Origin of the sequence: Variovorax sp. UC74_104, assembly GCF_044055375.1 — a bacterium.
Lineage (GTDB): Bacteria > Pseudomonadota > Gammaproteobacteria > Burkholderiales > Burkholderiaceae_C > Variovorax.
Genome location: NZ_CP171978.1, coordinates 4537570 through 4550813, shown reverse-complemented (window position 1 = coordinate 4550813; position 13244 = coordinate 4537570). Strand labels below are relative to the sequence as shown.

Sequence of the window (13244 nt, the reverse complement as noted above, 5' to 3'; positions counted from 1 at the left end):
AAATGCAGATTGCACGATATGGATCGTCTCTGTCAACCAGCCTAGCATCACCCGGTCTTGAAAGGAAACCGAACTTGAAAACCGCACTCATCACCGGCTGCTCCTCGGGCTACGGCAAGGCCACGGCAGAGCACTTCCTGAAACAGGGCTGGAACGTCGTCGCGACGATGCGCAAGCCCGATCCGGCGCTGCTGGGCGAGCCGTCGCCGCGCCTTCGCGTGGTCCGCCTCGACGTGACGGACGCCGACAGCATCGCGCAGGCCATCGGCGAAGGCATGGCCGCCTTCGGCAGCATCGACGCGCTGGTGAACAACGCCGGCATCGGCCTGTTCTCGGCCCTCGAGGCCACGCCGATGGACACCATCCGCGAAGTGTTCGAGACCAACACCTTCGGCGTCATGGCAATGACCCAGGCCATGGTTCCGCTGATGCGCGAGCGCGGGGAGGGGACCATCGTCAACGTCACCTCCAGCGTCTGCTTCGCGGGCATGCCGCTGGTGGCGCCCTATGCGGCGAGCAAGTTCGCCATCGAAGGCTTCACCGAGGCCCTGTTCTTCGAACTCGAATCGGTGGGCGTGCGCGTCAGGCTCGTCGAGCCCGGCTACGGCCCCGGCACGGCCTTCACGGCCAACGGCATGGAGCGCATGAACGGCCTGATCCCGCCGCCGTACCAGGCCTACGCGGGGCAGCTCATGGCGCAGTTCGCGAACGCCGGCGCGGTGACGACACCCGACCAGGTGGCGGCGGCCGTCTTCGCCGCGGCAACGGAAGAGTCGGAACGGCTGCGCTTTCCGGCCGGGCCGGACAGCGCGCACCTGGCGGATGCACGCTGGAACAGCACCGATGAGCAGTTCCTTGCCGGCATGCGGTCGATGCTGCGCATGAAGAGGTGAGGCTGGCTCAGAAGGCTCAGCGCCGCGTGCCCACCAGCACCGGCTGGAAGAAGGTGCCGTCGATGCGCCGCACGTCCTGCAGCCCCGCCTCCTGCATCAGCTCGCACAGCCTCGTCGTCGCAATGGCGTAGTAGCGCGAGCGCATCACGCGCGTGCTCACCGCGTGCGTGGCGAGGTCTTCCGTGACGAAGAAGAAGCCCAGGTCGTAGTGTTCGCCCTTGCCGCCGTCGTCGAAGTCCCAGACCTGGAACAGCACGTGGCGCTTGTCGCCGTCCACGCGCGCGCCGTAGTGCTTCACGAGGTTGCTGCCGCGCTCTTCCTTCGCGTAGTCGCGCACGCTGACCACGCAGCCGCCGCCGGGGCGCAGGCAGGCCGTCATCTGGCGCAGGGCGGTGAGCAGGTCGGCGTCGGTCTGCAGGTGCGGCATGGAGTTGTCGCAGGAAATCACGATGTCGAAGCCGCTGCCGTGATGCGTGTGCGCCTCGCGCATGTCGCACACCGAGAAGTCGATGTCGAGACCGCGCTGGCCGGCTTCCCGTTTCGCGCGCTCGATCTCCTCGGGCGACAGGTCCGAGGCCGTCACCTTGTGGCCAAGGGCCGCAAGCCCCAGCGTCTGCGTGCCGATGCCGCATGACACGTCGAGCACCTTGCGATGCACGCTGCCGCCGGGCCATTCGGCTTCGATGAGCTGCGAGAGCTTGTCGCCTTGCACGCGGATGCTCTCGTTCCAGTCCGGATAGATCAGGTGATAGAGCGGGGCGAGTTCGTCGTAGAAGTCGTTGGTCATCCGCGCATTGTGCGGGGGCTAGCGTGGCACCTTGCCCGCGTTGTCCGGCGCGCGGAGGAAGTCGAAGTCCACGCCCTTGTCGGCCTGCGTCACGGTCTGCAGGAAGAGCTTGCGGTAGCCGCGCTCGGCGGTCGGCTCCGCCGCCGGCGATTCCTTCGCGCGGCGCGCCAGTTCCTCGTCGGTTACCAGCAGCGAGATCTCGCGGTTCGCCACGCTGAGCCGGATGCGGTCGCCGCTGCGAACATACGCCAGCGGCCCGCCGATGGCCGACTCGGGCGTCACGTGCAGCACGATGGTGCCGAAGGCGGTGCCGCTCATGCGGCCGTCGGAGATGCGCACCATGTCCTTCACGCCGGCCCGGGCGAGCTTGCGCGGGATCGGCAGGTAGCCCGCCTCCGGCATGCCCGGCGCGCCCTCGGGGCCGATGTTCTTGAGCACCAGCACGTCGTGCGGCGTGACGTCGAGCTCGTCGCTGTCGATGCGGCGCGCCAGGTCCTCGGCGTTCTCGAAGACCACGGCGCGGCCCTCGTGCTCCATCAGCGCCGGGTCGGCGGCCGACTGCTTGATGATCGCGCCGCCCGGCGCCAGGTTGCCCCACAGCACCGCGATGCCGCCCTGCGGGTAGATCGGCTGCGCCACCGGGCGAACCACGTCCTGCGCGAACCCGGGGCCGGCGGCCTCGATCTCCTCGCCCAGCGTGCGGCCCGTGACGGTGAGGGCGTCGAGGTTCAGCAGCGGCTTGAGCTCGCGCAGCAGCGTGGCCATGCCGCCCGCGGCGTGGAAGTCTTCCATGTAGTGCTGGCCCGAGGGCTTCAGGTCGAGCAGCACCGGTGTCTCGCGGCCCATGCGGTCGAGCGCGTGCAGGTCGATGTCCAGGCCCATGCGCCCGGCGATGGCTGCGAGGTGGACGATGCCGTTGGTCGAGCCGCCGATGGCCAGCAGCACGCGCATCGCGTTCTCGAAGGCGGCCGGGGTCAGCACCTTGTCGATGGTGAGGCGCTCGCGCGCGATCCGCACCGCCTGCGCGCCGGTCTGCTCGGCGATGCGGATGCGGTCGGCCGTGACCGCGGGTGGCGAGGCCCCGCCCGGCACCGTCATTCCCAGCGCCTCGGCGATGCAGGCCATGGTGCTGGCCGTGCCCATGACCGAGCAGGTGCCCACGCTCGCCACCAGCTGGTTGTTGACGTCGGCGGTTTCCTCCGCGTCGATCTCGCCCGCGCGGTAGCGGGCCCAGTAGCGCCGGCAGTCGGTGCAGGCGCCCACGCGCTCGCCGCGATGGCTGCCGGTGAGCATCGATCCGGTGATGAGCTGAATGGCCGGCAGCCCCGCCGACGCCGCGCCCATGAGCTGCGCCGGCACGGTCTTGTCGCAGCCGCCGATGAGCACCACCGCGTCCATGGGCTGCGCGCGCACCATCTCCTCGGTGTCCATGGCCATGAGGTTGCGCAGGTACATGCTGGTCGGCGCGGCGAAGCTCTCGTGCACCGAGATGGTCGGAAACTCCATCGGCAGCCCGCCCGCGAGCATCACGCCGCGCTTCACGGCCTCGACGAGCTGCGGTGCGTTGCCGTGGCAGGGGTTGTAGGCGCTGCCGGTGCTGGCGATGCCGATCACCGGGCGGTCGAGCGCGGCATCGGTGTAGCCCGCGCCCTTGATGAAGGCCTTGCGCAGGAAGAGCGAGAAGCCGCGGTCGCCGTAGCTGGTGAGGCCCTTGCGCATGCCGGCGTTGGCGTTGCCGTCGTTGTCGTCGGGCTCGAATTTGGATTCGGTCATGGGTGTGGGGGGTGGTTTTTCTTTAGGGGCTGATGCCGGATCAGGCCATCACGGCTTCATAGATGGCAAGGTCGCTGGCGGAGAAGCAGCAGAAGACCACTTCTTCCACCGGCGATGCGGCATCCGCCAGGGCCTCCCGCACCGTGCTCACCGCGAGCCTTGCCGCCGGCTCCACGGGGTAGCCGTAGATGCCGGTGCTGATGCCCGGAAACGCGATGCTGCGAACGCCGTGCGCCGCCGCGAGCGCCATCGAACGCCGGTAGCACGAGGCCAGCAGCTCCGGCTCGCCCGACCCGCCGCCGCGCCATACGGGCCCGACGGTGTGGATGACGAAGCGGGCGGGCAATCGGTAGCCCTTGGTGAGCTTCGCATCGCCCGTCTTGCAGCCGCCCAGCAGCCGGCATTCATGCACCAGCTCGGGCCCGGCCGCGCGATGGATAGCGCCGTCCACGCCGCCGCCGCCGAGCAGCGAGGAGTTGGCGGCGTTGACGATGGCGTCCACCCGCAGGGTCGTGATGTCGGCGTGGATGGCGCGCAGAGTGGTCGTAGGGGTCATGTGCCGAGGCATCGTAGGCGTGCTGGCCGGAGTCGGGCAAACCCGATTACGAAGAAGGTTTCAAATACTTACGATTCCAGCGCCGGACGCATTCGCTCGGCACCCGTCGCCGCGTGGCTTCGATCTTGCATGGGGTGCGGGCTGTTCTCAACCCGAGGGAGAGTCGATGAAAAGCTTGTTGCCGTGGCGCCGCGCCGGTGTTTTTCTCTGCATGGCGTTCGCGGGCGCGGTGGCTGCCCACGCGCAGGTGCTGCAGTTCAAGTGGGGCCACGTCTACGAGCCCACGAGCATCTTCCACCAGCAGGCCGAGCTGGCGGCGCGCAAGATCGCCGAGCAGTCCGAAGGCAGGATCAAGATAGAGGTGGTGCCTTCTTCCAAGCTGGGGCAGGAGGGCGACTATCCGCTGATGCTGGCGAACGACTCGGTGCAGATCGCCTATGTCGGGCAGGCGACGCTGGCCGAGGGCTATCCGCCGCTGAGCCTGGCGAGCTATCCCTTCGCCTTCAAGGACCTCGACCACATGCGCAAGTACCTGGCGAGCCCGCTGCTGGCCGAGCTCATGAAGGGCTACAACGAGAGGAGCGGCAACCGCATGGTTGCTTCCGTCTACTACGGCGCGCGCCAGGTCACCTCGGCCAAGCCGCTGGCCAGGCCGGAAGACTTCCGCGACCTGCGCCTGTACGTGCCCGCCGCCGCGGCCTACCAGCTCTTCGCCACCGCGGTCGACGCCAAGCCGGTGACGCTGCCCTTCATGAGCCTGTACGGCTCGCTCAAGAAGAGCGAAGTCGAGGCGCAGGAAAACCCGCTGGACATCGTCAAGTCGAAGAAGCTCTACGAGGTGCAGAAGTACGTGCTGCTGACCGCGCACGTCTACGACACGCTGGGCATCGTCATCGGCAAGGCGGCGTGGGGCAGGCTGAATCCGCAGCAGCAGGCGATGGTCGAGAAGGTGCTGGTGGAAACCGCCAAGTGGACCAACGTCGGCGTGATCGCCGGCGAACTGGAGGACGAGAAGTTCCTGCGCGACAAGGGCATGACCGTGACGCAGGCCAACCGGCTGCCGTTCCTGGAACGGGTCGGCAAGCGCTCCACGCCCGAGCAGATGGGCGCGCGGCCGGGCGACTATGCGCGGCTGCAGGCGCTGGTGAACTAGGGCGCTTCGACGAAGGCGCGCTGCAGCGCCTGCGACAGCTCCGCCACCAAGGCCTCGCGCTGCGGTGAAGGGCGCCAGAAGCTGCGAGAGGCGATTCCAGCGGCTTCCCACTCAGGATGGTTGCGCGCCGGCTGAGCGGCGCGCACCGCGGCGGCGGCAGCGCGCGTGGGCGCATCGCCGTCCTCGGGCGATTCGGCGGTGATGCGCTGCGTGGCCGCATGCCCGCGCAGTTCCAGGGCCTGCGTCAGCTTCAGCTGCCACGCGGCCAGCGTGAACAGCACGCCGTCTTCCACGGTGAGCTCATGCACGTCGCGCAGCTTGTTGGCCAGCTTGCGCCCGAGCGGCCCCAGGCCCTGCGACACCGCGCCGCCGATGGCTCCGCCGAGCGCCGCGCCCGCGCCCAGCGAGATGCCGGCCACGGCCAGGTCGGCCACCACGCCCACCGCCGCGCCGATGACCGCGCCCTTGCCCAGGCGCAGGCCGGCGTCCTTCATCGCCTCGGGGCTGAAGAAGTCCAGCGTCCAGCGGCCTTCGATGATCGGCAGCGGCGCCTCGTCGGCATCGCCCTGGCGAAAGCCGTAGAGCGCGAGCAGGTCGTCGGTGCAGCGCTGGGCCTTGTCGAACACGGCCTTCTGCAGCGCCGCGACCAGCGCCTTGCGGCGTGCTTCGTCGGCGAACTCGGTGGACGGCACCGTGCGGCGCACCGCCGCGGCATCGACCAGCAGGCCGGCGATGCGCGTGCATGCCGACTGCCGGCGCCCGGCCGCTTCGGAAGCCAGCGCCTCGACCACGCCGCGCAGCAGTTCGCGCCGATCGCGCAGCAGCGTGGCGAGGTCGCCGTACAGGTCCTGCTCGGCGCCGACGAAGGGCGCAGCCGCATCGAAGCGCACCTGCACGTGCAGGCCGTAGGCCGAGAGCAGCTCTTTCCACGCCGGCTCGCGGCTGGCGGCGTCGCGCACGAAGTTGAGCACCGGCAGCACCGGCCGCGCGCAGGAGTTGAGCAGCTCGATCTCGTCGCGGAACTTGGGCAGCACCGGCTCGCGCACGTCGATGACCAGGAAGGCGGCGTCGATGTCGAGCATGGTGCGCAGCACCTTGGCCTCCTGCTCGAACACCCCGTGGGCCTCGGGACCCTGCAGGAAGCGGCGGATGCGTTCCGGCGGCGTTGCCTGTGCATCGAAGCCAGCGAGGTGCTCGCGCAGCGCGACGGCGTCTTCCAGGCCCGGCGTGTCGAAGAAGCGCACGGCGGCTTCGCCGTTCACGTCGAGATCGACCGATTCGACATGGCGGGTGGTGCCGGGGCGCTGCGACACCTCGCCGAAGTCGACGCGCCGCGTGAGCGTGCGCAGCAGCGAGGTCTTGCCGGCGTTGGTGTGGCCGACGACGGCGATGCGGATGGCTTGCTGTGGCTGCAGGGTCATGGCGCGATGTCCGGGCGGTCGCTGGCGGTGATGCGTTCGAGGCCGGTGTCGCGCAGCCAGTCGATCCAGCGCCGCGTGGCGCCGGCATCGGGGGCGCCGGCCAGCCAGAGGCGGCATTCGCCGCATTGCATCAGCACTTCGCGCAGGAAGCGTTCGGTGCCCCGGTCGGGGCTCGACACGGCATGGCAGATCACCAGCACCGTGCGCGGGCGGGCCTGGGCCAGCTGGTCGAGCAGGGCGCGCCGCGCGGGGGCGCTGCCGTCGATGCGCTGCGCGTGCGCTGCGAGCTCGGCGGGAAGCCCGGCTGGCGGCCAGGGCATGTCCGGCGGCAATTCGAAGCCGATGACGAAGAGGGTGTCGTGCAGCTGCGAGGCCGGCAGGCTCGCGGGCATGGCGCCGCGCAGGCGGCCCGGGTCGGCATCGACGATGCTTGCCGGCGCGAGCGCGGTGAAGCGGGCCGCCAGCTTGCGGTAGTAGGGCTCCTGCCATTCAGGCTGCAGCGCCTTGCGGCGGCTGCGCAGGACGGCGGCGCTGAGCAGCACCAGCAACAGGCGCGGCAGCAGCCCGTAGACCGCGATGCAGCCTGTGAGCCACAGCGCCCAGGTGCGCTGGCCCGCGGCGCCGGGGGCCGCGGCCATCACCGTGGCGGCATCGGGAACGGGAAAGCCCAGCTTCGCCGGCGCCCAGCCCAGCGCCTGCACCGCGCGCACGAAGAATTCCGGATCGAGGATCGTCGTCTCCCAGCTCAGCGTGTAGCTGCGGAACGCGAGCGCGAACAGCATCGCCGCGAGCACCACCGCGAAAGAAAGAGACCAGATGCCATGGCTCACCAGGCCGAAGGCCCAGGGCAGCAGCTTCGCGCGCGACAGCAGTCCCGTGGCCGCGCGCACCAGCACCGGCGCCTGACCGCGCTTGCCGCCTGCCACGCGCGCGGTGAGCGACAGCCAGATCCAGCCGAGCGAAGCTGTATTGACGGAGCCCAGCGGCAACCACAGGCCCAGCAGCCACAGCAGCAGCGTGAGCGCGTGCAGGCCCAGCAGGCTCGCGAGCGCGACGATCACGTTGATGTGGCGCTCGCCGCCGCCGACCACGTTGCCCGCCAGCCCCAGCCCCGCAATCACGATCAGCGCCGCGAGCCCGAGCAGCACCCAGGGTGCCCATTGGCGGGCGCGTGCGAGTTCAGGCTGGAGGCCGATGCGCTCGCCCAGCAGCAATGCGCGCTGGGTGATCCGCTGGTGGGCATCGGCTGTGCGGGAGGCCGCCAGGCGCAGGGCCTGCGCGTCGTCGAGCGGGCCGTTCTGCTCGGTCCATCGGATGGCCTCGGTGATCACCGCATCCGGAAAGGCAGGTTCGCGCAGCGCGGTCAACGCGGTGTTGGTCAACAGGGTCCCTTCGCAGCCAGTCGTATCGCTCACTGATCGCTTGGAGATCGCTCAATGAGGCTCCTGCGCGGCGCAGGGGCGCGCAAATTATGCCCGGCAGGTTCCGAGCGGCCGGGACCAGGCACGACGAAGAACGGGGCCGCGAACGGCCCCGTTTGAGGGGATGCGCGCGGGGCTAGCGGAGGCCGAAGAACGAGAGCACGGCGACGACGACCACGACCAGACCGACGATGTAAATGATGGAATTCACGCGAGGACTCCTCTGCTGTGTTGAAGACGAATTCAGCATTGCGCTTCCTTCGGGTCCTCGCTGTCGGCAGGGGGCGGCGGGCGCTGTAGGCGTGTGTGAAGCACCGCACCGGGTTTGTCCGGCATGCCCGGCGGCCGTCAGCGCTTCCTGGCCGGGCCCAGGGTGCGTTCCAGCAGCCAGAACATCGCCGCGCGGGTTTCTTCCACGTTCGCGCCGGCATCGATGGCCAGCGCGGCCCGGTCGAAGGCCGCCGCGAGCAACTGTGTGAGGGCATCGAGCGACACCTCGTCCTTGCCCACGCCGGCACGCGCCAGCCCTTCGCGAAGCGATGCGGCCGAAGTCGCGTTGTCCATGGCCACGATCTCCTCCATGCCCAGCACCGCGGGGCCGTCGATCAGCAGCAGCCGCGTGCGGCCCGGTGCCGTCATCGCGCTCAGGTAGGCCTTGCTGCCTTCGAGCAGCGCCTCGCGCGGCGAGAGCTGCTCGGGCGCGGCCGCCTCGATGTCGGCCGCCACGGCCTGGCCCTCGCGCAGCAGCACCTGGCGGAACAGGTCGCGCTTGTCGGTGAAGTGGTGGTAGAGCGCGCCGCGCGTGATGCCCGCGGCCACCGCGATCTCCGGCGTGGAGGTGTCGCCGTAGCCCTTGTCGACGAAGAGAGCGCGCGCGGCATCGAGCAGCGCGAGGCGCGTGGTTTCGGTGCGTTCGCGGTTGGTCCTGACCGTTTCGGAACTGGCTTTGCTCATTTACATGCAGCCTGTTGGTAAGTTATATTCAATTTACATGCAGTCTGTATGTTAAATGAAAGGATCATTGTGAAAGTGACGAGCTACTACCCCGTTCTCATGACCCACGACGTCGCGGGAACGGCGGATTTCTACAAGGCGCACTTCGGCTTCGTGCCGCTGTTCACCAGCGACTGGTACGTGCATCTGCAGTTGGCGGACGAGCCCTCGGTGAACCTCGCCGTGCTCGACGGCCGGCACGAGACCATTCCGGCCGCCGCGCGCGGGCAGGTGGCGAGCGGCACGCTGCTGAACTTCGAGGTGGACGACCCCGACGCGGTGCACGACCGGCTGAAGGCCGCCGGCCTGCCGATCCTGCTGCCGCTGCGCGACGAGGCCTTCGGCCAGCGCCACTTCATCACGCGCGACCCGAACGGGGTGCTGATCGACGTCATCAAGCCGATCCCGCCGTCGGGTGAATTCGCCGCGCAGTACGAAGCGGGCGCCCTCCCGACCTGAAGGCCGGTCAGGCGCGCAGCGCCTCGTCTTCTTCCAGGCTGTCGCCCAGGAAGCCGCCGCTCTGGTGCGCCCACAGCCGCGCGTACAGCCCGCCCTGGGCCATCAGCGTGCGGTGGTCGCCTTCTTCCACCACGCGGCCTTCGTCGAGCACGATGAGCCGGTCCATCGCTGCGATGGTCGAGAGCCGGTGCGCGATGGCGATCACGGTCTTGCCTTCCATCAGCGTGTAGAGGCTCTGCTGGATGGCGGCCTCCACTTCCGAGTCGAGCGCGCTGGTGGCCTCGTCGAGCAGCAGGATCGGCGCGTCCTTCAGCATCACGCGCGCAATGGCCACGCGCTGGCGCTGGCCGCCCGAGAGCTTCACGCCGCGCTCGCCCACGTGCGCCTCGTAGCCGCGCCGGCCGCTCGCGTCGCCCAGCGTCTGGATGAAGTCGTGCGCCTCGGCGCGCCTGGCGGCGGCCTCGATCTGCTCCTTCGTCGCGTCGGGCCGGCCGTAGGCGACGTTGTCGGCCACCGAGCGGTGCATGAGCGACGTGTCCTGCGTGACCATGCCGATGTGGCTGCGCAGCGAGTCCTGCGTGACGTGCGCGATGTCCTGCCCGTCGATCAGGATGCGGCCGCTTTCCAGGTCGTGGAAGCGCAGCAGCAGGTTCACCAGCGTCGACTTGCCCGCGCCCGAGCGGCCGACCAGGCCGATCTTCTCGCCGGGCTTCACCGTCAGCGTCAGGTCGTCGATGACGCGGCGGCCCGCGTCGGCGTAGCGGAAGCTCGCGTGCTCGAAGCGCACCTCGCCGCGCGGCACCTCGAGCGCCTTCGCGTCGGCGGCGTCGACCACCGTGCGCGGTCGCGAGAGCGTCTTCATGCCGTCCTGCACCGTGCCGATGTTCTCGAACAGGCTGGTCATCTCCCACATGATCCAGTGCGACATGCCCTGCAGCCGCAGCGCCATTGCCGTGGCCGCCGCCACCGCGCCGATGCCGACCGCGCCGTGCGACCACAGCCACAGCGCCACGCCCGCCATGCCGGCCGTGAGGCCCATGCTCAGTGTGTGGTTGACGATCTCGAAGGCGCTCACCAGCCGCATCTGGCCGTAGCCCGTCTTCATGAATTCGCGCATCGCGTCGCGGGCGAAGCCGGCTTCGCGCTGCGTGTGCGAGAACAGCTTGACGGTGGCGATGTTGGTGTAGGCGTCGGTCACGCGGCCGGTCATGAGCGCGCGCGCGTCGGCCTGCTCCTTGCCGACCTTGCCCAGGCGCGGCACGAAGTACACCAGCGAGCCGATGTACAGCGCCAGCCAGATCAGGAAGGGCCAGACCAGCTGCGCGTCGAGCAGGCCCACCAGGATGATCATCGTGGCCACGTACACGCCCATGGCCACCAGCACGTCGGCCAGCACGAACACGGTGTCGCGCACCGCCAGCGCGGTCTGCATGACCTTGGCCGTGATGCGGCCCGCGAACTCGTCCTGGTAGAAGGCCATGCTCTGGCCCAGCATCAGCCGGTGGAAGTTCCAGCGCAGGCGCATCGGGAGGTTCACCGCGAGCGTCTGGTGCTTCACGATGGTCTGCAGCGCCACCACCACGATGCTGATGACCAGGAAGGCGGCCAGCCACATGAGCGTGCCGCCGCGGTCCTGCCACAGGCGCGAGGGCTCCTGGCCCGCGAGCCAGTCGACGATGCGCCCGAGGATGGCGAACAGCGCGGCCTCGAAGATCGACATGGCGGCGGTGAGCAGCGCCATCACCGCGATCTTGCCCCGCACGCCGTGCGTGCAGGCCCAGAGGAAGGCGAGGAAGCCCTGCGGCGGCAGCGCGGGTTCTGCGGCGGGGTAGGGGTGAAGGAGTTTTTCGAAGAAGCGGAACAAGGGCACAGTCTCCCGGAGAGCTCAGGACTTTAGCCGCGCATGCATGACCTTGCCCCGAAAAGGTGCGTTCTTCGGCAGGCGCTCGGCAGGCTCCATGTCGCCCAGCCTCTCGCCCAGGAAGTCGATGAAAGTGCGCAGCTTGGGCGACATGTACTGCCGGCTGGTGTACACCGCGAAGAGCGTCACGGGCGTGGCCTCGAAATCCGGCAGCAGCCGCACCAGGCGGCCCTGCGCGATGTCGTCGTCGATCAGCCAGGTGGGCATGTAGGCGATGCCCATGTCCGCGCGCACCGCATGCAGCGTGAGCGTGGTGTCGTCCGAGCGCATGGCCGGCACCAGCCGCAGCGGAAACATCCGCCCGCCCGGCCCCTTGAGCGCGAGGTTGTCCAGGTTCACGTAGCTGGGCACGATCGCGCCCACCCGTGCGAGATCGGCCGGCACCGAGGGCATGCCGCCCGTGCGCTCCAGGCAGGCCGGCGTGCCCGCGAGGAAGAAGGGCACGCGGCACAGCGGCCGGGCGATCAGCGCGGGCGAGGGCTCCTGCGTGGCGCGCAGCGCGATGTCGTAGCCGTCGGCCGCCAGGTCGACCTTGCGGTTCTCCAGGTGCATGTCGACCAGCACTTCGGGGTACTTCTCTCGGTAGTCGGCCAGCACGCGGGCGAAGCGCGGCGTGGCGCACCACACGGGCGCGCTCACCTTGAGCTGGCCGCGCGGCGTGTCGTGCGCCTGGCCGATGGCGGCCTCGGCCGCGTCGAGCAGGTCGAGCGCGCGGCGGCTCTGCTCGTACCAGGCGGTGCCGGCCTCGGTCAGGCTCAGGTGGCGGCTGGAGCGGTGCAGCAGCCGCGCGCCCAGCGACTTCTCCAGCTGCGCGACATGCTTGCTGGCCATCGGCGGCGACATGCCAAGCCGCTCGGCCGCCGCCACGAAGCTGCCCGCTTCCACGACTTCGCGGAACACCCGCAGGCTGGTCATCCGGTCCATGAGAGAACGTCCTTCTCGAAGATTTCCTGGCAGGAACTGATTCGATGCATCGTAGCCTGTCGATTTCTTACGGGGAAATGTCTAGAGTCGATGCAACGCTTTCAAGGAGCATCGACTTGACCCACGACAACACCGCTGTTTCGCCGCGCCTGCCTACGTACTTCATTTCGCACGGCGGCGGCCCCTGGCCCTGGATGAAGAAGGAAATGGGCCCGACCTACGACCGGCTCGAAGCCTCGCTGGCCGACATGCCGCGCCAGATCGGCCGCACCCCCGCCGCCATCCTGATGGTGTCGGCGCACTGGGAGGCGCCCGCCTTCACGGTGCAGGGCAACCCCAAGCCGCCCATGATCTACGACTACGGCGGCTTCCCCCGCACACCTACGAGGTGCGCTACGACTCGCCCGGCTCGCCCGAACTGGCGCAGCGCGTGCAGTCGCTCATCGCCGCCGCCGGCCTGCCGGTGCAGATCGACCCCCAGCGCGGCTACGACCACGGCATGTTCTCGCCGATGGCCGCGATCTACCCCAGGGCCGACGTGCCGGTGGTGCAGCTGTCGCTGCGCCGCGGCCTCGACCCTGCCGAACACCTCGCGCTGGGCCGTGCGATCGCACCGCTGCGCGACGAGAACGTGCTGATCGTCGGCAGCGGGCTGAGCTACCACAACCTGCGCAACTTCGGCCCGCAGGCTCACGGCGTGTCGAAGGCCTTCGACGACTGGCTCGACGCTGCCGTGGTGAAGAGCACGGCCGGCGAGCGCAGCGCGCAACTGCTGCAGTGGGATTCAGCCCCCGCCGCGCGCATGGCGCATCCGCGCGAGGAGCACCTGATTCCGCTGATGGTGGCCGTCGGCGCCGCCGAGGGCGAGGCCGGCGAGCGCGTCTATCACGAGGACGCGTTCATGGGCGGACTGGTGGTGTCGAGCTTCCGCTTCGGCGCCTGA

General features: G+C 69.4%; 11 protein-coding genes and 1 pseudogene. 4 read left to right on the top strand and 8 right to left on the bottom strand.

Annotated elements, in window-relative coordinates; genetic code table 11:
• Positions 1–74 precede the first annotated feature (74 nt).
• Positions 75–893: an SDR family oxidoreductase gene (locus ACHMXA_RS21345; protein WP_395316322.1), complete on the top strand. Its 819-nt coding sequence runs from the start codon at positions 75–77 to the stop codon at positions 891–893.
• 16 nt (positions 894–909) lie between these two features.
• Here the strand turns inward: ACHMXA_RS21345 and ACHMXA_RS21340 are convergent, their stop codons facing one another.
• Genes ACHMXA_RS21340 through ACHMXA_RS21330 form a run of 3 tightly spaced genes read right to left on the bottom strand, consistent with a single transcriptional unit; the run spans position 910 to position 4009 of the window.
• Positions 910–1680, bottom strand: a complete 771-nt coding sequence (locus ACHMXA_RS21340) for a class I SAM-dependent methyltransferase (RefSeq protein WP_395316321.1) — start codon at positions 1678–1680, stop codon at positions 910–912.
• Between the two features lie 18 nt (positions 1681–1698).
• The gene (locus tag ACHMXA_RS21335; protein WP_395316320.1) at positions 1699–3453 is read right to left on the bottom strand and encodes an IlvD/Edd family dehydratase; all 1755 of its coding nucleotides are present in this window, start codon (positions 3451–3453) and stop codon (positions 1699–1701) included.
• Between the two features lie 40 nt (positions 3454–3493).
• Positions 3494–4009: an O-acetyl-ADP-ribose deacetylase gene (locus ACHMXA_RS21330; protein WP_395316319.1), complete on the bottom strand. Its 516-nt coding sequence runs from the start codon at positions 4007–4009 to the stop codon at positions 3494–3496.
• Positions 4010–4175: 166 nt separating this feature from the next.
• Between ACHMXA_RS21330 and ACHMXA_RS21325 the strand changes: the two genes are divergently transcribed.
• Positions 4176–5162: a sialic acid TRAP transporter substrate-binding protein SiaP gene (locus tag ACHMXA_RS21325; protein WP_395316318.1), complete on the top strand. Its 987-nt coding sequence runs from the start codon at positions 4176–4178 to the stop codon at positions 5160–5162.
• On the opposite strand, the gene ACHMXA_RS21320 is transcribed toward ACHMXA_RS21325, so the two are convergent.
• The 3 genes from ACHMXA_RS21320 to ACHMXA_RS21310 form a co-directional block, all read right to left on the bottom strand.
• Positions 5159–6583, bottom strand: coding sequence for a GTPase/DUF3482 domain-containing protein (locus ACHMXA_RS21320; RefSeq protein WP_395316317.1), 1425 nt, complete (start codon positions 6581–6583; stop codon positions 5159–5161). The genes ACHMXA_RS21325 and ACHMXA_RS21320 overlap by 4 nt on opposite strands.
• Complete coding sequence (locus ACHMXA_RS21315) at positions 6580–7965, bottom strand: DUF2868 domain-containing protein (protein ID WP_395316316.1); 1386 nt, start codon at positions 7963–7965, stop codon at positions 6580–6582. The genes ACHMXA_RS21320 and ACHMXA_RS21315 overlap by 4 nt, the downstream gene beginning before the upstream one ends.
• A 387-nt stretch (positions 7966–8352) precedes the next feature.
• Complete coding sequence (locus ACHMXA_RS21310; protein WP_395316315.1) at positions 8353–8958, bottom strand: TetR/AcrR family transcriptional regulator; 606 nt, start codon at positions 8956–8958, stop codon at positions 8353–8355.
• A 69-nt stretch (positions 8959–9027) separates the two neighbouring features.
• Here ACHMXA_RS21310 and ACHMXA_RS21305 point away from each other — a divergent pair, with 69 nt between their 5' ends.
• A complete protein-coding gene (locus tag ACHMXA_RS21305; protein WP_395316314.1) occupies positions 9028–9456 on the top strand; it encodes a VOC family protein in 429 nt (142 codons plus the stop codon).
• Between the two features lie 7 nt (positions 9457–9463).
• Here the strand turns inward: ACHMXA_RS21305 and ACHMXA_RS21300 are convergent, their stop codons facing one another.
• Together ACHMXA_RS21300 and ACHMXA_RS21295 are read right to left on the bottom strand one after the other, a co-directional pair.
• Positions 9464–11320 carry an ABC transporter ATP-binding protein gene (locus tag ACHMXA_RS21300; protein ID WP_176666837.1) on the bottom strand — a complete coding sequence of 619 codons (1857 nt, stop codon included), beginning with the start codon at positions 11318–11320 and terminating at the stop codon, positions 9464–9466.
• A 21-nt stretch (positions 11321–11341) separates the two neighbouring features.
• A complete protein-coding gene (locus ACHMXA_RS21295; protein ID WP_395316313.1) occupies positions 11342–12301 on the bottom strand; it encodes a LysR family transcriptional regulator in 960 nt (319 codons plus the stop codon).
• A 116-nt stretch (positions 12302–12417) separates the two neighbouring features.
• Here ACHMXA_RS21295 and ACHMXA_RS21290 point away from each other — a divergent pair.
• A pseudogene (locus ACHMXA_RS21290) lies at positions 12418–13244 on the top strand (DODA-type extradiol aromatic ring-opening family dioxygenase).

What these genes read in the sequence shown, in the direction of transcription:
- ACHMXA_RS21340 (WP_395316321.1), bottom strand. Translation starts at nt 1,680, where the DNA reads ATGACCAACGACTTCTACGACGAACTCGCCCCGCTCTATCACCTGATC.
- ACHMXA_RS21335 (WP_395316320.1), bottom strand. Translation starts at nt 3,453, where the DNA reads ATGACCGAATCCAAATTCGAGCCCGACGACAACGACGGCAACGCCAAC.
- ACHMXA_RS21330 (WP_395316319.1), bottom strand. Translation starts at nt 4,009, where the DNA reads ATGACCCCTACGACCACTCTGCGCGCCATCCACGCCGACATCACGACC.
- ACHMXA_RS21325 (WP_395316318.1), top strand. Translation starts at nt 4,176, where the DNA reads ATGAAAAGCTTGTTGCCGTGGCGCCGCGCCGGTGTTTTTCTCTGCATG.
- ACHMXA_RS21320 (WP_395316317.1), bottom strand. Translation starts at nt 6,583, where the DNA reads ATGACCCTGCAGCCACAGCAAGCCATCCGCATCGCCGTCGTCGGCCAC.
- ACHMXA_RS21310 (WP_395316315.1), bottom strand. Translation starts at nt 8,958, where the DNA reads ATGAGCAAAGCCAGTTCCGAAACGGTCAGGACCAACCGCGAACGCACC.
- ACHMXA_RS21295 (WP_395316313.1), bottom strand. Translation starts at nt 12,301, where the DNA reads ATGGACCGGATGACCAGCCTGCGGGTGTTCCGCGAAGTCGTGGAAGCG.